Genomic DNA, 24331 nt, shown 5'->3' on the forward strand with positions numbered 1-24331 from the left:
GTTAATTGTTGACAATTCTGCGGCATGTTGTTAATATTAAAGTCACAAGTTACTTATAAAGTAACAAATAGAATTCAAAGGGGATTTTTAATATGAAATATGCAATTACAGCAGTGACAGGTCGTTTTGGGCAAGTCGCAATGAAGACGTTGGCTGACTTAGTGCCAGCAGAACAAATCATTGGATTAGCACGGAATACTGAAAAAGCCACTAAAATGGTCCCAGCTGGTGTGACCGTTCGTCCCGGTGACTATAACGATGTTGCCACATTAACGGAATCACTCAAAGGCGTTGACCGGTTATTATTCATCTCCTCACAACCTGGTGGCGATGTGCCCCGTGCGCAACAACATTTAAACGTGATTGAAGCTGCTAAAAAGGCTGGCGTTAAGTGGATTGCTTATACGAGTTTCCCACACGCTGATCAAGCAACAGGTGCTTTAGCAAGTGATCACATTCAAACTGAAAAAGCATTGGCAGCATCAGGCATTGATCATACATTCTTACGCAATAACTGGTATCTTGAAAACGAAATGGATAGCATTAAAGGCGCATTAGCAGGTCAACCATTTGTTTATGGCGCTGGTGAAGGGCATGTTGGTTGGGCACTCGAACACGACTATGCTGAAGCTGCGGCTAAGGTATTAGTCAACGATCAACCAAAAGCGATTTATGAATTTTCCGGTGCGCCAGCCACTTATGCGGATTTAGCTCAAGCGATTAGCGAGTTGACTAATCAAGAATTTAAGGTAGTATCATTAGATGCGGCTGATTATCGTCAAAGCCTCGAAGACAACGGCTTACCTGCTGAAGTCGCTGAAATTGTCACTGGTATTCAAACAATGATTCAAGATGGTGATTTAGATGAAACCACTTCTGATTTACCCGATGTCTTAGGCCGACCATTACCTTCATTAAAAGAAGCGTTACAGACGATTATTAAATAAGCCTGAATTGATTTCAAAAAGGCGGTTGAACCATGAAATATTCTCATAAACTTAGTGATGCCATCCATATTTTGGCCTATGTCGATATTTTTCAAGATGGTGATTTATCAAGCCAAGCGATTGCTGGGAGCATCGAGTCTAATCCTAGTTTAGTGCGGCGGCTAATGTCACTACTGGTGAAGGCGGATTTATTAGCGACTAAACCGGGGACGATTGCCCCTAAATTAGCGCGCCCAGCGGAACAGATTACAATGTTAGCCGTTTTTCAGGCGCTTGATACAGATCAACGGTTATTACACGTTGATGAAAAAACAAATCCAGATTGTTTAATTGGTAGCAACATTCAAGCAACCCTTGATGCGGCTTATGATCAGGTGCAAAAAGCTGCGGAAGCGGAGATGGCAACCATCACCCTTGATCAAATTATTGCGGGGATTCTTGAACGCCATGCACAAAAAAATAGTTTGTCAGTCTAAGTTTTTTATCTGGCGACTATATAATAGAAGAAATCGGGGTTCGACCAAGTGGTTGAACCCCGATTTTTGGTGTGATTTGTACGTTTGAAAACAATTTCTCTTTGGCATACTGCCAAACCTATGCTATGCTTTAAGCTGTTAATATCAAGCATACTATCAGTTGACAATCGTCAAGGTAGTGTTTTATGCTAATGAACGATTTGAACAAAGCGTTCTGTTGAAAGGGGTTTGTCCATGGCAGGCAAAAATTTAGTCATTGTAGAATCACCTGCAAAGGCCAAAACAATTGAAAAGTACCTTGGGCGCAACTATAAGGTTGTTGCAAGCAAGGGTCACATCCGCGATTTACCAAAGAGTCAAATGGGTGTTGATTTTGAAAATAATTATGAACCTAAATATATCTCGATTCGCGGTAAAGGCGAAACGATTAAAGAATTAAAAAAGCAAGCTAAAAAAGTTGATCATATCTATCTCGCAGCCGATCCGGATCGCGAAGGCGAAGCGATTGCATGGCATGTTTCCCATATTTTAAAACTCGATCCAACTGAAAAAAACCGGGTTGTCTTTAACGAAATTACCAAAGACACCGTTAAAAGTGCTTTTAAAAATCCACGTAGTATCGATATGAAACTCGTTGATGCACAACAAGCGCGACGCGTGCTTGATCGGATTGTCGGGTATTCAATCAGTCCATTACTCTGGCAAAAGGTTAAAAAAGGCTTGAGTGCTGGTCGGGTTCAATCCGTTGCGTTAAAACTCGTGATTGATCGTGAAAACGAGATTAAAGCCTTTGTTCCAGAAGAATACTGGTCATTGGATGCGGAATTTAAAAAGAGTCGCAGTAAGTTTAACGCCAGTTTCTACGGCGTGAAGGGTAAGAAATTACCCCTTAGCGATAATGATGCGGTTCAAGCGATTTTGAAACAAATCGATAAGACTAAGGATTTCACGATTGAAGATGTTAAGAAACGGGAACGCAAACGTTTTGCAGCCGCACCATTTACAACGAGTTCCTTGCAACAAGAAGCCAACCGTAAGTTGAACTTCAGAACGCGGAAAACAATGATGCAAGCCCAACAATTGTATGAAGGGATTAACCTTGGTGGCAAAGAAGGCACGGTCGGGTTAATCACTTATATGCGTACCGATTCAACCCGGATTTCTACCGGTGCTAAACATGAAGCGTCACAATTCATCCATGACAATTATGGTGAAGAATATGCGGCATTAAAGGCGCATAAGACGAAGAATCCTGAAGGTGCACAAGATGCCCATGAAGCGATTCGCCCAACGTCAGTGATGCGGACACCTAAGAGCTTGAAAGACGTTTTAACTAACGATCAATATAAAATCTATAACTTAATCTGGTCACGGTTTGTCGCCAGTCAGATGACACCAGCCATTTTTGATACGGTCGCAGTTAAGATTGCTCAAGGTGATGTCTTATTCAAGGCAAACGGCTCACAAATGAAGTTCCCAGGATTCACGAAACTCTATGTGTCATCACGTGATACTGAAGACTCTGCTAAGGATAATGTCTTACCAGAACTTGCAGTTGGGGATGCGGTGAAACTCGTTAAAACTGATCCAGCGCAACATTTTACGCAGCCACCAGCACGTTATTCTGAAGCCAATTTAGTTAAGGCTTTGGAAGAAAACGGTGTTGGTCGACCATCAACGTATTCACCAACGATCGAAACGATTCAACGGCGTTATTACGTGAAGTTAAACGCAAAACGCTTTGAACCAACTGAGTTAGGGGAAATCGTCAATGGTTTAATTGTCGAATTCTTCCCGGACATCGTTAACATCGACTTTACGGCCGATTTGGAACATCGTTTGGATGAAGTCGAAACGGGTAAAGAAGACTGGGTCAAGGTGATTGACAACTTCTTCAAACCGTTTGAAAAAGAAGTCGAAAAAGCGAGTGAACAAATCGAAAAAGTACAAATTAAAGATGAACCAGCTGGCTTTGACTGCGACATCTGTGGTGCCCCGATGGTTGTTAAAATGGGTCGTTATGGTAAATTCTTCGCTTGCAGTCGCTTCCCAGATTGTCGCAATACCAAGGCAATCGTGAAGGAAATCGGCGTCACCTGTCCCAAATGTGGTAAGGGGCAAGTCATCGAACGTAAATCGAAGAAGAATCGCTTATTCTACGGTTGTGATCGTTACCCAGATTGTGATTTTATCACATGGGATAAACCCGTCGGCAGAAACTGTCCGAAGTGTGAACACTACCTTGTTGAAAAGAAAATTAAAGGTGGCAAACAAGTAATTTGTCCAAACGGTGACTACGAAGAAACCGTCCAAAAATAATTAGAAAAATGGAGACTAGCAAATGAGCACAGAACCTTTTGTAAACGTGATTGGTGCCGGATTAGCCGGTTCAGAAGCAGCATGGCAAATTGCCCAACGCGGTGTGAATGTGCACCTCTATGAAATGCGTCCCGTTAAAATGACACCGGCGCACCATACAGAACAATTCGCAGAATTAGTGTGTACGAATTCGCTCCGTGCGAACCAAATTACCAATGCGGTTGGCTTAATTAAAGAAGAAATGCGTCACTTAGACTCATTAATCATCAGTGCGGCTGATCAAAATGCCGTTCCTGCTGGTGGCGCATTGGCCGTTGACCGCACACCGTTTTCACAAACGGTGACGGATCGCTTAGCCAATCATGAACGTGTCACAGTTCATCATGAAGAATTAACCGATTTTCCAGAAGGTCCTACGATTGTGGCCACTGGTCCATTAACGTCCGAAGGCTTAGCTGAAAAAATCAGTGCCTTAAACGGCAGTGATGGCTTGTATTTCTACGATGCTGCAGCGCCCATTTTGGATAAGAACAGTATCGATTTCGATAAAGTTTACCTCAAATCACGGTATGATAAGGGCGAAGCTGCTTACTTAAACTGTCCAATGACTGAAGAAGAATTCGAAAACTTCTACAAAGCCTTGATTAGCGCTGAAGTTGCAGAAATGCATGACTTTGAAGAAGAAAAGTTCTTTGATGGCTGTATGCCAATCGAAGTGATGGCCAAACGCGGGATTAAGACGATGTTATTCGGGCCTTTGAAACCCGTTGGATTGGAAGATCCGAATACTGGCAAACAACCATACGCCGTTGTGCAATTGCGCCAAGACAATGCGGCTGCTAGTTTGTACAACATTGTTGGTTTCCAAACACATTTGAAGTGGGGCGAACAAAAACGGGTTTTCCGCATGATTCCTGGTTTGGAAAATGCTGAATTTGTGCGGTATGGTGTGATGCATCGCAATACTTTCATGAAATCACCAGATGTTTTATTACCAACCTATCAATCAAAACAACGTGACGATCTATTCTTCGCTGGTCAAATGACTGGGGTTGAAGGCTACGTTGAAAGTGCCGCTTCTGGACTAGTGGCTGGGATTAACGCCGCTAAACTGGCGTTGGACCAAACACCGGCTGTTTTCCCAACGGATACGGCGATGGGATCAATGGCGCACTATATTACCCATACGAGTGCCAAACATTTCCAACCGATGAATGCGAACTTTGGGATTTTCGAACCTTTGAAACAACGGATTCGCGATAAAAAGGAACGGAACCAAGCACTTGCTGATCGCGCACTTGAAAGTATCGACCAATTTAAGACGACACTTTAATTAGAATCTTTTAAATCCCGCCAGGCTTGTGGTAAAGTAATACTAATCAAGCTTGGAGGGATTTTTTTGGCGTTAGAACAAGAATGGCTTAATCTTTTTTTACAGTACTTAGTGGTCGATCGGCATTACTCGCCAGAAACCCAAAAAGCTTATCAAGCTGATATTCAGATGTTCAGTGCTTTTTTAACCGCTAACGGCGGCTTAGCGTCGTTTAAACAGGTCACGCCACTGGACGTGCAAACTTACTTGAATGAAATGGATCAAAAAGAATATAGTCGTGAAACTGTCGCGCGGCGAATTTCGAGTTTGCGGTCGTTTTACCGGTATTTAGTGAAAAATGAGTTCGTGCAAACCGATCCTTTTGAAGCTGTTCAATTAAAAAAGCAACAGCATAAGCTGCCGCGGTTTTTTTACGAAAAGGAAATGGACGCGCTATTTGCTGCCATTGATGGGGATCAACCACTCGATCAACGGAATCGCGCCATCTTAGAATTACTGTATGCGACGGGGATGCGGGTGAGTGAGTGCGCGCAGTTGACGGTAGCACAAATTGATTTCGGCTTACGCGTCATTCTTGTTCATGGAAAGGGCAATAAAGATCGCTATGTACCATTCGGGCACCATGCTGGACGTGCCTTGCAAGCTTATTTAAAAGTTGGTCGTGTTCAATTGATGGCCAAAAAACAATTGGACCACGATGTCGTTTTTGTTAATCATCTCGGAGCGCCAATTACAAGTCGGGGAATTGAATACATTTTAGATCAGATTATCAAGAAAACAAGTTTAACGAGTGACATTCATCCGCATATGATTCGGCATACCTTTGCAACTCACTTATTGGATCACGGTGCTGATCTGCGAACGGTGCAGGAATTATTAGGCCACAGTAGTTTATCAACCACACAGATTTACACCCATGTCACCACAGCCCATTTACAAAAAGATTACCGCCAATTCTTTCCCCGCGCGTAAAACTCGGACTAAAGTTTGATTTTTTTCAACGAAAAATAGACTAATATTAGCACACAGTCTTAAAGACTGCTAAAATAGAAGTGCGTTCAAACCGGTTATGTTCTGAGAATTAGCCTAACAAGGCGAATGATTACTGGAAGCAATTGTTTGACTTGTGTAGCTAAACGCAAGAACATGGTTTGAAAAGAACGTTAAGAAAGAAGTGCGTCATCAACGGGTTGTTTTTGAGCATTTGCCTAATCAGGCGGATTACCGGCAACGCCGGTGATATGACAGATGTAGCAAAGCGTAGAAAGCAGTTGATGAAAGCACGTTAAGAAAAAAGTAAGTGCTTTCAAGCTTGTTCAACTTTTGAGCACTAGCACAGGGAAGCGAATTAGCGATAAAGTCGCTGATTTGATTCACAGCGCTAAGCGCAGAAAGTTAGTTTGAAAAGCACGTTAAGCCCCGCCCAATCCCCAAACAACGTTAGGAGTAATTCATATGACAACAATTTGTGCAGTTAAACATAATGGTAAAACAGCTATCGCCGGTGACGGTCAAGTCACCATGGGCGAAAAATTTGTGACGAAGGATTCTGCTAAAAAGGTCCGTCGAATTTATGGTAATCAAGTCGCAATCGGCTTTGCTGGTGGTGTTGCAGATGCCTTTACGCTACAAGAATGGTTTGAACAAAAATTAGAAAAGTATTCAGGCGACCTGCAACATGCTGCTGTTGCTTTAGCGCAAGACTGGCGTAAAGATCCAACGCTTCAAAAATTAGAAGCGATGTTGATTGCGGTCAATGCGACTGATATTTTATTAATTTCAGGGAATGGTGAAGTCATCACCCCTGATACGCTATCGGAATCAGGTGATCAAGTGATTGCCGTGGGTTCAGGCGGCAATTTCGCCCAAGCAGCAGCTACCGCATTATTACTTGAAGGAAAAGATGACTTATCCGTTGAAAAAATCGTCACAACCAGTGTTGATATTGCTGGTGGAATCGATGTTTACACCAACCACAACGTGATTGTCGAATCATTTTAGGAGGTCGCACAATGGACTTAATGAATAAAACACCCAAAACAATCGTTGCCGAACTTGATCAATTTGTCATTGGCCAAGATCAAGCTAAAAAAGCCGTTGCGGTTGCACTATACAACCGTTATCGCCGGATGCAACTCAGTGCAAAAATGCAACAAGAAATCACGCCTAAAAATCTATTAATGATCGGGCCAACTGGGGTCGGGAAAACAGAAATTGCCCGACGGTTAGCGAAAGTTGTCGATGCCCCATTTATCAAGGTTGAAGCCACTAAATTTACCGAAGTGGGGTATGTGGGACGTGACGTTGAATCAATGGTCCGCGACTTAGCTGATGTGGCTGTGCATATGGAAGAAACAGAACAATTTAAAAACGTTCGTGCTAAGGCTGCTCGTCAAGCAGACAAGCGCTTGGTTAAACTACTAGTACCGGGCATTAAAAAGGAACAACGTAAGAACAATAACAACATGAATGATTTAATGAACATGTTTAACGCGCTTCAAAAAGGGGAAACACCAGCTGGTTTCGGACAAACTGAACCAGAAGAAGTGACGGATGATATCCGTAACGAACGGTTATCTGTTAAAGAACAGTTAGATAAAGGCTTGTTAGATGACCGGGAAATCGAAATTCAAGTTGATGAACCGAAAAAAGTTGCCCCAATGAACGATATGATGGGCCAGATGGGAATTGATTTAAACGATACTCTGGGTTCAATTATGCCGAAGAAAAAAATTACGCGGACGGTAACGGTTAAAGAAGCGCGTGAAGTTTTCATTCAAGAAGAATCCGCTAAATTAGTCAACCATGCCGATATTTACCATGATGCGCTCCAACGTGCTGAAAATACCGGGATTATTTTTATCGATGAAATTGATAAAATTACGGCTGGTGGCAAAAAACAATCTGGTGAAGTCTCTCGTGAAGGGGTTCAACGTGATATTTTACCAATCGTTGAAGGCTCACAAGTCAATACGAAATACGGTGTTTTGAAGACCGACCATATCTTATTTATCGGTTCAGGGGCGTTTGCTGAATCAAAACCCAGCGATTTAATCGCTGAATTACAAGGACGGTTCCCAATCCGGGTTGAACTTGAAGATTTAACTGAAAAAGACTTCATCCGAATTTTAACGGAACCAAACAACGCACTTGTAAAACAATACATGGCGTTGATTGGCGCCGATGGGGTGCACGTCACCTTCACGATGGAAGCAATTGGCCGCATTGCTGCGATTGCCTTCCAAGTTAACCATGATACCGATAATATTGGTGCGCGTCGTTTGGCCACCATCTTAGAGAAGCTATTAGAGGATATTCTCTTTGAAGGTCCTGACATGCAGATGGGGGATATCACCATCACAGAACAATATGTCAACGATAAGATCGGTAATATTGCAGCCGATAAAGATTTAACCCGCTTTATTCTATAATTTTTAAAAGGTGGTATTTTAAGATGATCCAAATTGCAAACGAATTTTTAACGGTGACCCTCAGTCCAAAAGGCGCCGAATTACAAAGTATTAAGGGCGCCGTTTCGGGGCTTGAATATTTATGGCAAGCTGATCCCGATGTTTGGGGCCGGCACGCACCCGTTTTATTCCCATTCGTGGGGCGTTCAAAAGCAGACCAATATACGTATAATGGCCAAACCTATCCGATGGGTCAACACGGTTTTGCACGTGATCGCGAATTCAGTATCGAAGAACAATCGGACCACGCCGTGACTTTCTTGTTGAAAGCAGACGCTGACAGCCGGGCCGTGTATCCATTTGAATTTGAATTACGTGTGAGCTATCGTGTTCATGATATGCATTTGACGGTTGGCTATGACGTCCGCAATGTTGCGCCAAGCGGGCCAATGTACTTCTCAATTGGGGGTCATCCAGGATTTAAAGTCCCATTAACGGATGACACGCAATTTGAAGATTATTTCTTAGACTACCGCCCACAAAAATCACGGGTTAAGATCCCATTGCAAGGGGCCTTCATTAATTTGAACGACCGGACGTTAGCACCAACCGACGTCGCAACGGATATCAATCACCAATTATTTAAAAATGACGCCTTAATCTACGAATTAAAGGGTCAAGCCAATGAATTCAGTATTCGTTCTGAAAAAACGGACCACTCAGTGACCATGAAATTGGCTGGCGCCCCATTCATCGGTGTTTGGTCACCTTATCCAACAGAAGGCAACCTTGTGTGCCTTGAACCTTGGTGGGGGATTGCGGATACCGTTGACGCAAGCGGTGAACTTTCAGAAAAATTTGGTGTCAACGAACTGGCTGCAGGTGAAACGTTTAATGCAAGTTATGAAATTACTGTTCGTTAATGAATGATTAAAAAAACGCACTTACCAAGATGGTGAGTGCGTTTTTTTAGTAAACTGGCTGTAGGCGGGTAACGCATTCTAAACGCACTCTGCTAGTTTTTCCAGTAGTTCCATGCTAAGATATAAGTTATAAAATCATAGGTTAGGTAGGGTAAGTCATGACTGAAGAAAAGAAGTATTACGGCGCGGATGCCATCATCGATAGTTTAGTAAATCATGATGTTGAGTACGTGTTCGGGATTCCGGGTGCGAAGATTGATCGGGTTTTTGAACGACTAGAACATCCCGTTAATCCAAAGACGCCCAAATTAATTTTGACGCGCCATGAACAAAATGCAGCCTTCATGGCGGCTGGGATTGGTCGGATTACGGGCAAACCAGGCGTTGTAATGGCGACTTCAGGCCCTGGTGCCAGTAATTTAGCGACGGGGGTCGTGACAGCAACGGCAGAAGGTGATCCAGTCTTAGCCATTGCCGGTCAAGTGAAACGCGCTGATTTGTTGCGACTAACGCATCAAAGCATGCGTAATGCCGCTTTATTCGCACCAATCACAAAATTCAGTGCGGAAGTCCAAGAACCTGAGAATTTATCAGAAGTGATTGCTAACGCCTATCAAGAAGCTGAATCCGCTAAACAGGGCGCAACGTTTGTCAGCATCCCACAAGATGTCACGGACTCAGAAGTTCATTCTAAAGTGATTAAACCGCTAATGGCGCCTAAATTAGGGCCAGCCAGTCCCGTTGAAACGACGCTTTTGGCACAACGGATTAAAGAAGCAAAATTACCAGTACTTTTAGTTGGTATGCGCGCTTCTTCACCAGAAGTGACAGCAGCGATTCGCAATTTAGTGGCTGAAACCCACATTCCGGTCGTTGAAACGTTCCAAGCAGCCGGTGTCATTTCGCGTGATTTAGAGACTGATTTTTATGGGCGAGTTGGTTTATTCCGGAATCAACCAGGCGACCGCATTCTAAAACGCAGTGATCTTGTTATTGCAGTCGGCTATGATCCAATCGAATATGAACCGCGTAACTGGAACGCTGAAAGTGATGCGCACATTATGGTGATTGATGATATGCGCACTGAAATCGATCATAATTTCCAACCTGAAAAAGAATTGGTCGGCGATATTGCGCAGACCCTAGACTTTTTATTACCTTATATGAAGGGGTATCAACTAGCGGGCGATGTGCGTGATTATTTAGTTGAATTGCACGCAGAACTCAATCAACGTGACACGGCACCTGAAATGACGACCGATAATCCACTTAGTCATCCGTTGAACATTATTTCAGAACTGCAAGCACGGGTCACCGACGAAATGACCGTCACGGTCGATGTTGGTAGTCATTACATCTGGATGGCGCGGCATTTTAGAAGTTACGAACCACGGCACTTGCTCTTTAGTAACGGGATGCAGACCTTAGGTGTGGCATTGCCATGGGCGATCAGTGCTGCTCTAGTGCGGCCAAATACACAAATTGTGTCGGTTTCGGGAGATGGTGGCTTCTTATTCTCAGGTCAAGACTTAGAAACTGCGGTGCGTCTGAACTTAAACATCGTGCATATTATTTGGAATGACGGTTATTATGACATGGTAAAATTCCAAGAAGAAATGAAATATGGCGAATCAGCGGCCGTTAAGTTTGGTCCCGTTGATTTTGTCCAATATGCAGAGAGTTTTGGTGCAACCGGGTTACGGGTCGAAAAAGCCGCAGATCTTGGTAAAGTATTGGATCAAGCCTTTGCCATTGATGGTCCCGTCCTTGTAGATGTGCCCGTTGATTACAAAGATAATCAATTATTAGGCCAAGCATTATTACCTGACCAACTCGTTTAATTTGAGGAGGAAAATCAATGACAAATGATGTCAAACGCGTTTATCAACACGGAACGTTAGCCCTATTAATTCCGGGGCTCTTTACAGGGACAATGACCGTTGCTGAATTATTAACCCATGGGAATTTTGGAATCGGGACGGCGCACGGTTTAGCTGGCGAACTGGTCTTATTAGATGGCCATGCTTATACTGTGAATGGGGATGGCCAAGTGACTGAACTCGCACCTGATGCGACAGTTCCATTTGCGACAGTGCATTGGCAAGATTCATCATTACCTACACAAGCGGTTCATCAACGCACAAAGGCTGAGTTAGAAACGCAAATTCTAGCGCAAGCACCGTTAAAAAACTTGTTTTTTGCGGTTAAAATGACTGGGACTTTCAAAGTCATGCATACGCGGGCCGTCCAAACACAACAGGAACCTTATCCGAATTTGACTGCTGCAACCCGAGTGCAACCGGAGTTTGAACAAACAGACGTAACGGGCACGTTGATTGGGTATTATGCACCAGCGCTTTATCAAGGCGCAGCTGTTGCAGGCTATCACGTACACTTCTTAAACGATACGCACGACTTTGGCGGTCATATTCTAGACTATACCGTGGTCGATGCTCAAATGACGCTCCAACCGTTTGAAACGTTTGAACAGCACTTCCCAAGTGATAACGAAGCTTTTTTAAAGAGTGACTTTGACTTACAACAAGTCAATGCCGATATTGAAGAAGCAGAACACTAAACATTCAAAAAGCCCACGGATTTTTCCGTGGGCTTTTTTGTATTTTAAGCATGGTGGTTAATTGGACCGTACTTGTGGCCGACTTCAATCGGGTTAGCGATGGCGCGGTGAACAAATTGTTTAGCGGTCTTAATGGCAGCCTCAATTGTCTGTCCCTTAGCGATTTCAGCACAGATGCAAGCTGAAAGTGAATCGCCCGTCCCATTAATATGGGTGGTTTCAACGTAAGGTTCTGATAGCCAAAATTCTTGTCCATCGGCAAGGCAAACGTAGTCTGTAACGATTGATTGTCCGGCCTCGTGATGGCCTTTAATCATGACGTTTTTTGCGTCCATTGCCAATAGTGCTTGGCCAGCAGCTTGGAAATCAGCAGGTGTCTTCAGTTCAATACCAGTTAATTTTTGCGCTTCGTAGAAATTAGGCGTTAGGACAGTTGCAAGGGGCATTAATTCTGTCTTTAGTGTGTTAAAAGCATCATCTGCCAACAACAATGCTTCATGCTTGGTAATAATGACCGGATCTAACACTAGGGGACCAAAGTCATGTTTTTTCAACTGATTAGCAACGGTTAGAATGGTCTCACGGTCGGTTAACATTCCTGTTTTGCAAGCGCGAACCTGAAAGTCGGCTGCAATTGCTTCAAACTCGGCATCAATAAAGTCGGGAGACAGTGCTTGGCTAGCACGAATCCCATATGAATTTCCAGCAACACAGGCTGTCAAAATGCTCATACCATAAACATTACGGGCAAAAAAAGTATTTAAATCTGCTTGCGCACCGGCACTGCCATCAGAATCGGAACCGGCAATTGTCATGACTTGCGGAAAGCTATTTAACATTATCAACATCTCTTTTCCAGAGCGGACGGAACGTCCATCACTTAATATATCCTAATATTAGTATAAGCTTTTAGGTGTCCTTTTTTCAATCAGCAGAAGACACTAATTAAGTGAATTTCGTGTATACTATGAATTAAATAATTGTCAGGAGGGACTTATGATTCAATTAAAAATCGAACGATTATCTTATCAGGTTGATCAACAAGTGATTTTAACCGACATTAATTTAACCGTTGAAAAAGGCAGTTACTTAACGATTACAGGACCTTCTGGGGGTGGTAAGAGTACCTTGTTACGGTTAATTGCGGACTTACTAACGCCGACAAGTGGCACCATTTTATTAAATGATCAGCCACTGACCCAGTTTAGTCCCAATCAGTATCGACAAAAGGTTTCGTATTGTTTTCAACAAGCAACGTTATTTGGTGAAACAATCGGGGATAATTTACGTTTTCCATACGAGATTCGTAATTTACCGGTCGATATGGCAGCAATTGAAAAAGCGTTGGCAGCGGTTGGGTTAGCCAACATGCCACTAACGAAAAAAATTACCACGTTATCGGGCGGTGAAAAGCAACGAATTGCCTTGATTCGTAATGTTTTATTTCCACCGGAAGTTTTATTACTTGATGAAATTACGACTGGTTTAGATGCCGCTAATAAGGCAATTGTATTGGCGTTTGTCCAGCACCTCAATGAGGATTGCGGGCTCACAATTATTGCCATTACCCACGATACAGAAGAATTACAACGGAAAGGGCGCCAGGTGCAAATTGTTGCTGGCGAATTGGTAAATCAAGATGAACTTAGCCGTTAATGGTCTTTCACTGACGTTTGCTGTGACATTAGTGTTTGTCGCATTAGTCATTAGCTTCCATGAAAAAATCGGTCTTGAAAAAGATATGATTATCAGTGTTTTTCGCGCAATCATTCAATTACTTATCGTTGGTTATTTACTGAAATTCATTTTTCATATTAACGATGTGTGGCTAACGTTATTGATGATGCTGATCATTATTTTTAACGCCGCAGCAAATGCCAAAAAGCGGGCGGGGAAACTACGCAACGGGTTTCCAATTTCATTTATCGCAATTTTAACAAGTACTGGGGTCACGTTAGGATTACTTGTTTTATCTGGGGCGATTAAGTTTATTCCATCGCAAATTATTCCAATTACTGGGATGATTGCTTCCAACTCGATGGTCGCCATTGGCTTGAGTTACCGCAGCTTACTGGCGCAATTTAAGGATGAACGGCAACCTGTTTTGGAACGACTCGCCTTGGGAGCGACCGCTAAACAAGCATCAATTGCCATTATTCGTGAGAGTATTCGTACGGGGATGTCACCCACGATCGATTCCGCTAAAACGATGGGGCTTGTCAGCCTGCCAGGGATGATGTCGGGCCTGATTTTTGCCGGAATTGATCCAGTCAAGGCCATTATGTACCAGATATTAGTGACCTTTATGTTATTATCGGCAACGAGTCTTGGTTCAGTGATTGCGTGTTACTTAGCTTATCGATCATTTTACAATGAACGGGAACAATTGATTGATCTTTAACTGATTGCACAAAAAAACGCCCGTTCGGCGTTTTTTTAGTTATTGATGTTTTTGTTTATAGCGATAGTACAGGCCAAATGGCACTAAGTTTTCAGTGCCATTTTTAATGCGTTGTAGATTTTCGCGGTGCCGGTAGACCAGGAAAAGTAAGACCAAGGTCGCAATCGAACCGAGTAGCCAATCATGCGTGTAAAACGATAAAATCGCAATCATCAATGGACCGAGGATGCTAGCCATGCTAACCATACTTGTAATCAGGATGACACTGATAAAGATGGTACTGGCAATTACGAAGAAAAGTGGATTGTATGCCAGTAAGATGCCTGCGCTGGTTGCAACGGCTTTTCCCCCCGTAAAGTGTAAAAAGATGGAGTAAGCATGACCGACAACGGCCGCTAAGCCGACGATTAAGACCAATGCATGATTGGGGATGTGAAAAATCATCGGTAGGCTAGCAGCAAGTGTGCCTTTTAAAATATCAAGAAATAAAACGGCTGTCCCAGCGATTGGGCCGAGCACGCGATACGAGTTAGTTGTGCCGATATTATGGCTTCCAGCATCTCGGGGATCTTTGTGACAGAAAACGCGGCCGATAATAACGCCTGATGGGAACGAACCGATCAGGTACGCAAGAATAAAGATAAGACTAAGTTTCATGACAAAAACTCCTATTTGTGGCATTTGTTTCCCCTATTTTAGCATTTTGACAAGGGAAAAGGAATATTGTATGTTAGAATAGGTGAATACGAACATACATTTGTATTGGCAAGAAATTTTAAATTTTTGATTGTAAAATCATCCAAACTTGTTGATAATATACCTTATCTGTTCATTTTTAAACAAAGGAGTCATACTTGAATGCCAAATCAAAAACAAGATTATAATGATAATTCGATTCAGGTCTTAGAAGGTCTAGAAGCAGTTCGAAAACGGCCTGGCATGTACATTGGCTCAACTGACGGTCGCGGCTTGCACCATTTGGTGTACGAAATTGTCGATAACGCTGTCGATGAAGCCTTGGCTGGTTTTGGTTCAGAAATCAACGTCGTAATTGGCGCGGATAATAGTATTAGTGTCCGTGATCATGGTCGTGGGATGCCGACTGGGATGCACCAATCTGGGATTCCTACGATTGAAGTTATTTTGACAGTGCTTCACGCAGGTGGGAAATTTACCCAAAACAGTTATAAAACATCCGGCGGTTTGCATGGGGTTGGCGCGAGTGTCGTCAATGCCTTATCCGAATGGTTGACCGTCCGCGTTGTGCGTGATGGTGTTGCCTACGAAGAACGCTTTGAAAATGGGGGCCACCCGGTTGGTACCTTGAAAAAAGTTGGCAAAGCTAAAGAACCAAACGGCACGTTAATTACGTTTAAGCCAGATGGGACAATTTTTCAAACGACTACTTATAACTACAATACCTTAGCAGAACGATTACGCGAATCTGCCTTTTTACTCAAAGATGTCAAGATTACGTTGACCGATTTACGCGCTGAGCCAGCACGTGAAGATGTCTTCCATTACCCAGAAGGGATTCAATCATTTGTCGATTATTTGAACGAAGATAAAGATACGATTGGTAATAAGTTATATTTCGAAGGCACCAAAGAAGACATTGAAGTCGAATTTGCGGGTCAATATAACGATGGCTACTCCGAAAACATCATGTCATTTGTGAATAATGTCCGGACAGGTGATGGTGGGACCCATGAAGCTGGGATGAAAGCCGGCTTAACCAAAGCTTTTAACGATTACGCCCGCAAGGTAAACTTGCTCAAAGAACGGGATAAAAACATGGAAGGCTCCGACGTACGTGAAGGTCTTAGTGCCGTCTTGTCTGTCCGGATTCCAGAAGAACTCTTGCAATTTGAAGGGCAAACCAAGGGTAAGCTAGGCTCGCCACAAGCGCGGACAGCTGTCGATAGTTTGGTTTATGAACAAATGAGCTTTTTCTTACTTGAAAATGGTGAATTTGCGCAAGCCTTAGTGCGTAAATCATTAAAAGCACGCGAAGCACGTGAAGCTGCGCGTAAAGCACGTGAACAAAGTCGAAATGGTAAGAAAAAGAAGAAATCCGATGGCTTATTATCTGGGAAGCTAACACCAGCGCAATCGAAAAATGCGGCGAAGAATGAATTGTACTTGGTCGAAGGGGATTCTGCTGGGGGTTCTGCTAAGCAAGGGCGCGATCGGAAATTCCAAGCGATTTTGCCATTGCGGGGCAAAGTTTTAAATACCCAAAAAGCGAAATTACAAGAAATTCTAAAAAATGAAGAAATCAACACGATGATTTACACGATTGGGGCCGGAGTCGGGGCTGAATTCAAACTTGAAGACAGCAATTACGATAAAGTCATCATCATGACCGATGCGGATACCGATGGGGCCCATATTCAAATTTTGTTGTTAACCTTCTTCTACCGCTATATGCGGCCGTTAATTGAAGCCGGAAAAGTCTACATTGCCTTGCCACCATTGTATAAGCTCCAAAAAGGTGCTGGGGCAAAAACGAAGATTGCCTATGCTTGGACTGATGATGAATTGAAAGTCGTCGCTAAAGAAATGGGTAAAGGCTACAGTCAACAACGTTTCAAAGGGTTGGGTGAAATGAATGCTGATCAACTTTGGGATACCACAATGGATCCAACGAGTCGGACGTTAATTCGGGTGCGGATTGATGATGCAGCCTTAGCTGAACGCCGCGTCACAACGTTGATGGGCGATAAAGTTGAACCACGTCGGAAGTGGATTGAAGAAAACGTTAAGTTCACAATGGCTGAAGATGGTAGCATCTTAGATACAACGAATGGTCAACCAGCACCGACAACTTCAAGCGCTGAAGTGGATTTATTTGACCAATTAGACGAATAGAAAAGTGAGTGATTAAATTTGGCTGATGAAGCACAAAAAATTCAAGAGCTAACGCTTGAAGAAGTCATGGGCGACCGCTTTGGCCGCTATTCAAAATACATCATTCAAGAGCGGGCGTTACCAGATATTCGCGATGGGTTAAAACCCGTTCAACGGCGAATTTTATACGCAATGTCCATCGATGGGAATACTTATGATAAAGGGTTCCGGAAGTCAGCGAAGTCTGTCGGGAATGTCATGGGGAATTTCCATCCGCATGGGGATAGTTCAATTTATGAAGCGATGGTCCGGTTAAGTCAGGACTGGAAATTACGTGAACCACTGATTGAAATGCATGGGAATAATGGGTCAATGGATGGGGATCCACCAGCAGCAATGCGGTATACTGAGGCACGCTTAAGTAAGATTGCTGGTGAAATGCTCAAGGACATCGATAAAAAGACGGTTGATTTCGTTTTAAACTTCGATGATACCGCTGAAGAACCCACTGTTTTACCAGCTCGGTTCCCAAATCTCTTAGTGAATGGGGCAACTGGGATTTCAGCTGGGTACGCGACTGAAATTCCGCCACATAATTTAGGTGAAGTGACTGATGGTTTAGTCTATCTATTAGATCATCCCGATGCAACGTTGGAAAAAATGATGACCTTCATCAAAGGACCTGATTTCCCAACTGGTGGGATCTTACAAGGGGTCGATGGGATTAAGAAAGCCTATGAAACTGGTCGCGGTCGAGTTGTCGTCCGGGCAAAAACCAGCATCCAACAATTACGCGGCAATCGGGAACAAATCGTGATTAGCGAAATTCCTTATGAAGTCAACAAGGCTATGATGGTCAAGAAGATTGATGAATTACGCGTTTTAAAGAAGGTCGATGGGATTGCTGAAGTACGAGATGAAAGTGATCGGATGGGCTTATCAGTCGTTGTTGAATTGAAAAAGCAAGCGGATAGTCAAGGGATCTTGAATTATCTGTTCAAAAATACGGATCTGCAAATCACATATAACTTTAATATGGTCGCCATCTCGGATATGCAACCTAAACAGGTTGGCTTATTAGAAATCCTCCATGCCTACTTGGAACATCAAGAAGAAGTCGTGATTCGGCGGACAAAATATACCTTACAAAAGGCATTGGATCGTCAGCACATTGTCGCAGGGCTAATCAAGGCGCTCTCGATTCTAGATCAAGTGATTGCGACGATTCGTGGTAGCAAGAATAAAAAAGACGCTAAAGATAATTTAGTGGCAAGCTACGCCTTCACAGAAGCCCAAGCTGAAGCGATTGTTTCACTGCAATTATACCGGTTAACGAATACCGATGTGACTGCTTTGGAACAAGAATCAGCTGAACTTGATGCAGCGATTAAGGAATACCGGATGATTCTTGGTGATCCAAAAGCACTTGCACGGGTGATTAAGGCGCAGTTAAAAGCAATGGTCAAAACTTATCGGAGTGACCGAAAAACTGAAATTGAAGCACAAATTGAGACGCTTGAAATTGATACCAGTGTGACTGTTGTTGACGAAACCGTCATGGTTGCAGTTAGCCATGACGGCTACTTGAAACGTAGTAGTTTGCGCTCGTATCAAGCATCTGAAGGGGCCGACAGCGGTTTGAAAGACGGCGATTTTGCCATTTTACAAAAGCCACTACAAACCTTAGATCAATTGATGATGTTCACCAATTACGGACATTTAATTCAACGACCAGTTCATGAAATTGCTGATTTGAAATGGAAGGAAATGGGCGAACATATTTCGCAATCGATTGGTTTGGCGGCTGATGAAGCGATTATTGCAGCATTTGCCTTTAAGCCAAATGAACAGGCTGGCTACTTTGTGATTGGGACGGATGATGGCTATATTAAACAAACTGTCTTCTCTGACCTCTTGCCAAGTCGAACATATCGTTCTAAGGCACAAGACTTTATTAAGTTGCATGCAGATGCTCATGTGACAAACGTGAACTGGATTCCAAGTGATGAAGGGCTAGCCGTCTTTAGTGCTAGCTATAAAGGTTATGGATTGAGTTTTACCTTATCTGAAGTCTCTGTATCAGGTGCTAAGGCCGGTGGGGTCAAATTAATGGATCTCAAAGATGGGGATGTTGTCACCGGCTTTACGTTATATCATCCAGAAGATAAACATGCAGCCGTTGCCATTGTGACGCAACGGGGCGCCTTTAAACGGATGCTCTTAAGTGAGGTTGGTTTAACAAGTCGTGCGCGTCGTGGGGTCTTAATTCTCCGTGAATTGAAGAAAGAACCACATCGGGTAGCAGCAATGGTTAGTGTTGAGCAGGCAAGCGAGTTACTGATTCATACTGATCAGCAAGAAGTGATTGCAATTAACCCTTATCAACATGCAACTGCCGACCGTTATTCGAACGGTAGTTTTGTGATGGATGTTGATGAAGTTGGACAACCGGCATTTGTTCAAACGACTATTCCAGTTAAAAATGAAGACGAGTCAAAATAATAAAAAAGCAAGTCATCTATGTGATGACTTGCTTTTTTCTGTTATACATAATATACGGATTTTTTGGTTTTGTACTATAACAGCAAAATAAGTTTTGCACAATTTAAATGGTGGGGTTATAAAAATATTTTAAGTAGATAAATAGCTATAAATCAATCTTTCAAAAGAGTTTAAGAGTTTCTAAACAATCAAAAAGAAAGGGCTTGCATAAACTATGTGATGTGTTATACTAAAATTGTGAAAACTGTGATAAACAACACTTGACTAATGGAGGTAATCCACATGGTAAAAACCGAAAAAATTAACTTAGCCGACTATTGGGACGGCTTTAACAAAGGTGACTGGCAAGATGAAATTGATATTCGTGATTTCATCCAACAAAACTTTACTGCCTATGACGGTGATGAAAGTTTCTTAGCTGGTCCAACCGAAGCAACAACAACGTTAAATGATCAACTAATGGAATTGAAGAAACAAGAACGTGAAGCAGGTGGCGTTTTAGCCGCAGACAATGATAATCCTGCAACAGTTACGTCACACGGCCCTGGTTATTTAAACAAGGATCTTGAAAAGATTGTTGGATTACAAACTGATGCCCCATTAAAACGCGCATTCATGCCATTTGGTGGGATTCGGATGGCCGAAGATGCCTTGGAAGCATACGGCTTTAAGACTGATCCAGAACAACACAAGATTTTTAACGAATACCGCAAGACACATAATCAAGGTGTTTTTGATGCTTATACACCAGACATGCGTAAAGCACGTCACTACAAGATTATTACGGGCCTTCCAGATGCCTATGCACGTGGTCGGATTATTCCTGACTTACCACGGATTGCAGTCTATGGGATTGATCGTTTAGCTGAAGAAAAAGTCCGTGACTTTAATGGTGTTGGCGACGGTGAAATGACAGACGATGTCATTCGTCTTCGTGAAGAAATCAATGAACAATATCGTGCTTTACAAGATATGAAGAAAATGGCTGCTAGCTATGGCTTTGATATTTCAAGACCTGCTAAGAATGCCCAAGAAGCAATTCAATGGATTTACTTCGGTTACTTAGCCGCTATTAAGACACAAAACGGGGCTGCGATGTCAGTTGGCCGGATTGATACAACGATGGATATCTTTATCCAACGTGATTTAGAGCGGGGCTTAATTACAGAAGCTGAAGCGCAAGAAATGGTTGACCATTTTGTCATGAAGTTACGGATGGTTCGTTTCATTCGGACAGAAGATTATAATTCATTATTCTCAGGTGATCCAATCTGGGCAACATTATCAATGTGTGGGATTGGTATGGATGGTCGTCATCATGTCACTAAGACTGCCTTCCGTGTCTTGAAGACATTGGAAAATATGGGTGCTGCTCCAGAACCTAATATCACCTTACTTTGGTCAGATCGCTTACCAGAAGGTTTCAAGCGCTATGCAACAGAAGTTTCAATTAAGAGTTCAACGATTCAATACGAAAACGATGATTTGATGCGTAATGAATGGGGGAGTGACTATTATGGGATTGCATGCTGTGTTTCTGCACAACCAATTGCAGACGGCGTTCAATATTTTGGTGCGCGTGCTAACTTGGCTAAGACAATCCTTTACGCAATTAACGGCGGGATCGATGAATTAGGCAAAGCTCAAGTCGGCCCAGCTTATCAACCAATTACAAGTGAAATCATTGATTACAAAGAATTCATGGGTAAATACGATAAGATGTTAGATTGGTTAGCAGACGTTTACGTTAATGCTTTAAACACCATCCACTACATGCATGATAAGTATTACTATGAATCAGCACAATTGGCATTGAAGAATAGTCGTTTAGACCGGACATTTGCGACTGGTATTTCTGGTCTATCACATGCGGTTGATTCAATCTCAGCGATTAAATACGGCCAAGTTAAAGTTATCCGTGATGAAGACGGTATGGCAGTCGATTTCGAAGCGCAAAATCCAGACTATCCACGTTATGGGAACAATGACGACCGCGCTGACGATATCGCTAAATGGTTAGTGAAGACTTTCTATACGAAGATGAATACGCATCATTTATATCGTGGCTCAAAATTATCAACATCTGTTTTAACAATCACATCAAATGTTGTGTATGGTAAGAATACTGGGACAACACCAAATGGTCGTCAAGCTGGCGAACCATTCTCACCAGGTGCTAACCCAGCATACGGTGCTGAAAAGAACGGTGCTTTAGCATCATTACTTTCAACTGCGAAGATTCCATACCGTTATGCAACTGATGGGATTTCAAATACGTTTGGTGTCACACCAAATACATTAGGGCATGATGATGAAGCACGTAAAGACGCGCTTGTGAACATGGTCGATGGTTACATGATTAATCAAGGGATGCATTTAAATATCAACGTCTTTAATAAGCAAACCTTAATGGATGCACAACAACATCCAGAAGAATACCCAACATTAACGGTTCGGGTTTCAGGTTATTGTGTCTACTTCGCTGATTTAACGAAGGAACAACAAGACGACGTTATCTCAAGAACGTTCTTTGACGAAATGTAATCTAACGAAAGTGGATAGCAATATCCGCTTTCTGGTAAGGTCGTTAACGCGAATTAACGACTTTACCAGAAAGCATAGCTTTTCTTTTAAGAGGTGAAAGTGAAATGGCAATTAAATTTACAACACGGTTATCAACTGAAAATGTTGTTCCAGAAACCCCGATAACACCAGAGGTGCCAATTGGATATGTTCATTCGATTGAAACATTTGGTTCAGTGGATGGTCCCGGAATTCGGTTTGTCGCCTTTCTACAAGGCTGTCGCATGCGTTGCGAATTCTGTCATAATCCAGATACGTGGAATATTGGTAGCGGAGAAGCTTATACCGCAGACGAATTAATCGCAAAGGCACTGCCATATAAGGCCTTCTGGGGTAAAGATGGCGGAATTACCTGTAGCGGTGGTGAATCCTTAATTCAAATTGATTTTTTAATTGATTTATTTAAAAAGTGTAAGGTACAAGGGATTAATACCTGTTTGGATACTTGTGGGCAGCCGTTTACGTATAAAGAACCCTTCTTTAGTAAATTCAAAGAATTGATGAAATATACCGATCTTTCAATGGTCGATATTAAGCATATTGATCCAGCGGGGCACAAAAAGTTAACCGGCTTTTCTAACGAACATATTTTAGAAATGATTGAATATATGTCAAATCATGGTCATCATATGTGGATTCGGCACGTCTTGATTCCAGAACGGACGGATTACGATGAGTATCTCACTCGTCTAGGGGATTATATTCAAACGTTAAACAATGTTGACCGAGTCGAAGTGTTGCCCTACCATACGATGGGAATCGTGAAATACGAAAAGATGGGGATTAAATATCCGTTAGCGGGGATTGAACCACCGACCCACGATCGCGTTGTCAATGCGGAGCGTCTATTGCATACAGCAGACTATCCAAAGCAGCAACGCTAACATAAGAAAATTTTAAGCCTTTAATAAGAATGAGCAACGAAAGGGGTTGCTCTTTTTTTATATCTTTATTATTATAATGATAGGCGTAAACTAAAGAACGGAGATTTGAAAATGAAAACAAGACAAGAAAATATCTTCTCCTCTAAAACATTAACCTATTTCCTACAGTTAGCGGAAACGATGAATTATACCCAAGCGGCACAACTACTCGGTATCACGCAACCTGCTTTAACCCAACAGATTAAAAAATTAGAACGGATAGTCGGGGCGCCTTTATTTTATTCAGTCGGCAAGAAGTTACATATTTCGGATGCTGGTCGGACGATGTTGGATGCTACCCATCAGATTCATGATTTATTAAATACTGCGACGGATGAAATTCAAAGTTCAACGAGTGCGACGCGCGGTAAGATTAATATTGGGATTTTAGCATCGATGGAAATCAGTGTTATCCAATCCTTCTTAATTCAATACTATAAACAATTTCCTGACATCGAAGTCAGCATGCACTTATTGACTCGGAAAGAAATCTGGGACCGACTTGAAAATAATAAAATTGATATTGCCATTATGTATTTGCCAGATGACAGCATTAAGAACTGGAAACCTTATAAGTCACATAAGATTGTGGATGAACGCTTACTCTTTATCAGCCAAGATCCTGCTTTAAAGACGCGTAAGAAGATCCGTTTTAAAGATACATTAGATAATAAATGGGTGACATACCCAGATGAATACTATTTAAATCAATTCATCAGTGAAGCCTATAAGAATCAATTGGTTGATCGTCCAGTGAGTGCGGCTCAATTCACATCACCATTTGAAATCATGCGTTTTGCTGAAGCAACTGAATTAAGTACAGCTTTACCAAAGAGTTTTTATGAAGCACATAATTTGGGACTTAAGGGAAACGCGGTTCAATTTGATCCGGCCATTCAGTTCGAATTAGCTTTTGTCTTCCGCAAGGAAAAGGAAGATATTCCACGGATTAATAGCTTTTTCCGTGAATTCGACCATTATTTAGAAGAAAAAGATTATTTAACACGGATTAGAGAGCAAAACCGTAGAATCGTCTAATATTTTTGGTATAATTAGGATGTTATTTTTTTAAAAGGAAGGTCTGTA

At 42.4% G+C, this 24331-nt stretch carries 19 protein-coding genes; 17 read left to right on the top strand and 2 right to left on the bottom strand.

Annotated features, from left to right (window positions below; genetic code table 11):
* The first annotated feature begins 92 nt into the window (after positions 1 to 92).
* From LCU_RS02525 to budA, 10 genes are all read left to right on the top strand, one after another.
* Positions 93 to 947: an SDR family oxidoreductase gene (locus tag LCU_RS02525; RefSeq protein ID WP_054644470.1), complete on the top strand. Its 855-nt coding sequence runs from the start codon at positions 93 to 95 to the stop codon at positions 945 to 947.
* Between the two features lie 32 nt (positions 948 to 979).
* Entirely contained in the window at positions 980 to 1423 is a 444-nt protein-coding gene (locus LCU_RS02530) for an Rrf2 family transcriptional regulator (protein WP_056966855.1), read from the top strand.
* 234 nt (positions 1424 to 1657) lie between these two features.
* A complete protein-coding gene (topA, locus tag LCU_RS02535; protein WP_056966857.1) occupies positions 1658 to 3742 on the top strand; it encodes a type I DNA topoisomerase in 2085 nt (694 codons plus the stop codon).
* A gap of 22 nt (positions 3743 to 3764) precedes the next feature.
* Positions 3765 to 5075 carry an FADH(2)-oxidizing methylenetetrahydrofolate--tRNA-(uracil(54)-C(5))-methyltransferase TrmFO gene (gene trmFO, locus LCU_RS02540; protein WP_004270308.1) on the top strand — a complete coding sequence of 437 codons (1311 nt, stop codon included), beginning with the start codon at positions 3765 to 3767 and terminating at the stop codon, positions 5073 to 5075.
* 66 nt (positions 5076 to 5141) lie between these two features.
* Positions 5142 to 6047, top strand: a complete 906-nt coding sequence (gene xerC / locus LCU_RS02545) for a tyrosine recombinase XerC (RefSeq protein ID WP_056966859.1) — start codon at positions 5142 to 5144, stop codon at positions 6045 to 6047.
* A 483-nt stretch (positions 6048 to 6530) separates the two neighbouring features.
* A complete protein-coding gene (hslV, locus tag LCU_RS02550) occupies positions 6531 to 7076 on the top strand; it encodes an ATP-dependent protease subunit HslV (protein ID WP_004270318.1) in 546 nt (181 codons plus the stop codon).
* Positions 7077 to 7087: 11 nt separating this feature from the next.
* On the top strand, positions 7088 to 8506 hold the full coding sequence (gene hslU, locus LCU_RS02555) for an ATP-dependent protease ATPase subunit HslU (protein ID WP_004270302.1): 1419 nt from the start codon (positions 7088 to 7090) through the stop codon (positions 8504 to 8506).
* A 23-nt stretch (positions 8507 to 8529) separates the two neighbouring features.
* On the top strand, positions 8530 to 9408 hold the full coding sequence (locus tag LCU_RS02560) for an aldose 1-epimerase family protein (RefSeq protein ID WP_056966128.1): 879 nt from the start codon (positions 8530 to 8532) through the stop codon (positions 9406 to 9408).
* Between the two features lie 158 nt (positions 9409 to 9566).
* Positions 9567 to 11249, top strand: coding sequence for an acetolactate synthase AlsS (gene alsS, locus LCU_RS02565; protein WP_004270314.1), 1683 nt, complete (start codon positions 9567 to 9569; stop codon positions 11247 to 11249).
* Positions 11250 to 11266: 17 nt separating this feature from the next.
* A complete protein-coding gene (gene budA, locus LCU_RS02570; RefSeq protein WP_004270316.1) occupies positions 11267 to 11986 on the top strand; it encodes an acetolactate decarboxylase in 720 nt (239 codons plus the stop codon).
* Between the two features lie 44 nt (positions 11987 to 12030).
* Here budA and thiD read toward each other — a convergent pair whose 3' ends face one another.
* A complete protein-coding gene (thiD, locus tag LCU_RS02575; protein WP_056966130.1) occupies positions 12031 to 12825 on the bottom strand; it encodes a bifunctional hydroxymethylpyrimidine kinase/phosphomethylpyrimidine kinase in 795 nt (264 codons plus the stop codon).
* A gap of 157 nt (positions 12826 to 12982) precedes the next feature.
* Between thiD and LCU_RS02580 the strand changes: the two genes are divergently transcribed.
* Together LCU_RS02580 and LCU_RS02585 are read left to right on the top strand one after the other, a co-directional pair.
* Positions 12983 to 13642, top strand: a complete 660-nt coding sequence (locus LCU_RS02580) for an ABC transporter ATP-binding protein (protein ID WP_056966133.1) — start codon at positions 12983 to 12985, stop codon at positions 13640 to 13642.
* Entirely contained in the window at positions 13626 to 14387 is a 762-nt protein-coding gene (locus LCU_RS02585; RefSeq protein WP_056966135.1) for an ABC transporter permease, read from the top strand. Before LCU_RS02580 ends, LCU_RS02585 begins: the two co-directional genes overlap by 17 nt.
* Positions 14388 to 14426: 39 nt before the next feature.
* Here the strand turns inward: LCU_RS02585 and plsY are convergent, their stop codons facing one another.
* On the bottom strand, positions 14427 to 15044 hold the full coding sequence (gene plsY / locus LCU_RS02590) for a glycerol-3-phosphate 1-O-acyltransferase PlsY (protein WP_004270300.1): 618 nt from the start codon (positions 15042 to 15044) through the stop codon (positions 14427 to 14429).
* Between the two features lie 201 nt (positions 15045 to 15245).
* On the opposite strand from plsY, the gene parE reads away from it, so the two are divergent.
* The 5 genes from parE to LCU_RS02615 all read left to right on the top strand — a co-directional run bounded on the left by parE (position 15246) and on the right by LCU_RS02615 (position 24283).
* Entirely contained in the window at positions 15246 to 17258 is a 2013-nt protein-coding gene (gene parE / locus LCU_RS02595; protein ID WP_004270294.1) for a DNA topoisomerase IV subunit B, read from the top strand.
* Between the two features lie 18 nt (positions 17259 to 17276).
* Positions 17277 to 19739 carry a DNA topoisomerase IV subunit A gene (gene parC, locus LCU_RS02600; RefSeq protein ID WP_081038310.1) on the top strand — a complete coding sequence of 821 codons (2463 nt, stop codon included), beginning with the start codon at positions 17277 to 17279 and terminating at the stop codon, positions 19737 to 19739.
* 282 nt (positions 19740 to 20021) lie between these two features.
* Positions 20022 to 22283, top strand: coding sequence for a formate C-acetyltransferase (pflB, locus tag LCU_RS02605; RefSeq protein ID WP_004271209.1), 2262 nt, complete (start codon positions 20022 to 20024; stop codon positions 22281 to 22283).
* Between the two features lie 104 nt (positions 22284 to 22387).
* On the top strand, positions 22388 to 23206 hold the full coding sequence (gene pflA / locus LCU_RS02610) for a pyruvate formate-lyase-activating protein (RefSeq protein ID WP_089556762.1): 819 nt from the start codon (positions 22388 to 22390) through the stop codon (positions 23204 to 23206).
* 111 nt (positions 23207 to 23317) lie between these two features.
* A complete protein-coding gene (locus LCU_RS02615; protein ID WP_056966137.1) occupies positions 23318 to 24283 on the top strand; it encodes a LysR family transcriptional regulator in 966 nt (321 codons plus the stop codon).
* Positions 24284 to 24331: the final 48 nt, after the last annotated feature.

This window comes from Latilactobacillus curvatus JCM 1096 = DSM 20019, assembly GCF_004101845.1.
Taxonomy (GTDB): Bacteria; Bacillota; Bacilli; order Lactobacillales; family Lactobacillaceae; genus Latilactobacillus; species Latilactobacillus curvatus.

What these genes read in the sequence shown, in the direction of transcription:
- parE (WP_004270294.1), top strand. Translation starts at nt 15,246, where the DNA reads ATGCCAAATCAAAAACAAGATTATAATGATAATTCGATTCAGGTCTTA.
- LCU_RS02560 (WP_056966128.1), top strand. Translation starts at nt 8,530, where the DNA reads ATGATCCAAATTGCAAACGAATTTTTAACGGTGACCCTCAGTCCAAAA.
- budA (WP_004270316.1), top strand. Translation starts at nt 11,267, where the DNA reads ATGACAAATGATGTCAAACGCGTTTATCAACACGGAACGTTAGCCCTA.
- LCU_RS02580 (WP_056966133.1), top strand. Translation starts at nt 12,983, where the DNA reads ATGATTCAATTAAAAATCGAACGATTATCTTATCAGGTTGATCAACAA.
- pflB (WP_004271209.1), top strand. Translation starts at nt 20,022, where the DNA reads ATGGTAAAAACCGAAAAAATTAACTTAGCCGACTATTGGGACGGCTTT.
- hslU (WP_004270302.1), top strand. Translation starts at nt 7,088, where the DNA reads ATGGACTTAATGAATAAAACACCCAAAACAATCGTTGCCGAACTTGAT.
- LCU_RS02525 (WP_054644470.1), top strand. Translation starts at nt 93, where the DNA reads ATGAAATATGCAATTACAGCAGTGACAGGTCGTTTTGGGCAAGTCGCA.
- plsY (WP_004270300.1), bottom strand. Translation starts at nt 15,044, where the DNA reads ATGAAACTTAGTCTTATCTTTATTCTTGCGTACCTGATCGGTTCGTTC.
- LCU_RS02615 (WP_056966137.1), top strand. Translation starts at nt 23,318, where the DNA reads ATGAAAACAAGACAAGAAAATATCTTCTCCTCTAAAACATTAACCTAT.
- hslV (WP_004270318.1), top strand. Translation starts at nt 6,531, where the DNA reads ATGACAACAATTTGTGCAGTTAAACATAATGGTAAAACAGCTATCGCC.
- trmFO (WP_004270308.1), top strand. Translation starts at nt 3,765, where the DNA reads ATGAGCACAGAACCTTTTGTAAACGTGATTGGTGCCGGATTAGCCGGT.
- LCU_RS02530 (WP_056966855.1), top strand. Translation starts at nt 980, where the DNA reads ATGAAATATTCTCATAAACTTAGTGATGCCATCCATATTTTGGCCTAT.
- LCU_RS02585 (WP_056966135.1), top strand. Translation starts at nt 13,626, where the DNA reads ATGAACTTAGCCGTTAATGGTCTTTCACTGACGTTTGCTGTGACATTA.
- pflA (WP_089556762.1), top strand. Translation starts at nt 22,388, where the DNA reads ATGGCAATTAAATTTACAACACGGTTATCAACTGAAAATGTTGTTCCA.
- alsS (WP_004270314.1), top strand. Translation starts at nt 9,567, where the DNA reads ATGACTGAAGAAAAGAAGTATTACGGCGCGGATGCCATCATCGATAGT.
- thiD (WP_056966130.1), bottom strand. Translation starts at nt 12,825, where the DNA reads ATGTTAAATAGCTTTCCGCAAGTCATGACAATTGCCGGTTCCGATTCT.
- topA (WP_056966857.1), top strand. Translation starts at nt 1,658, where the DNA reads ATGGCAGGCAAAAATTTAGTCATTGTAGAATCACCTGCAAAGGCCAAA.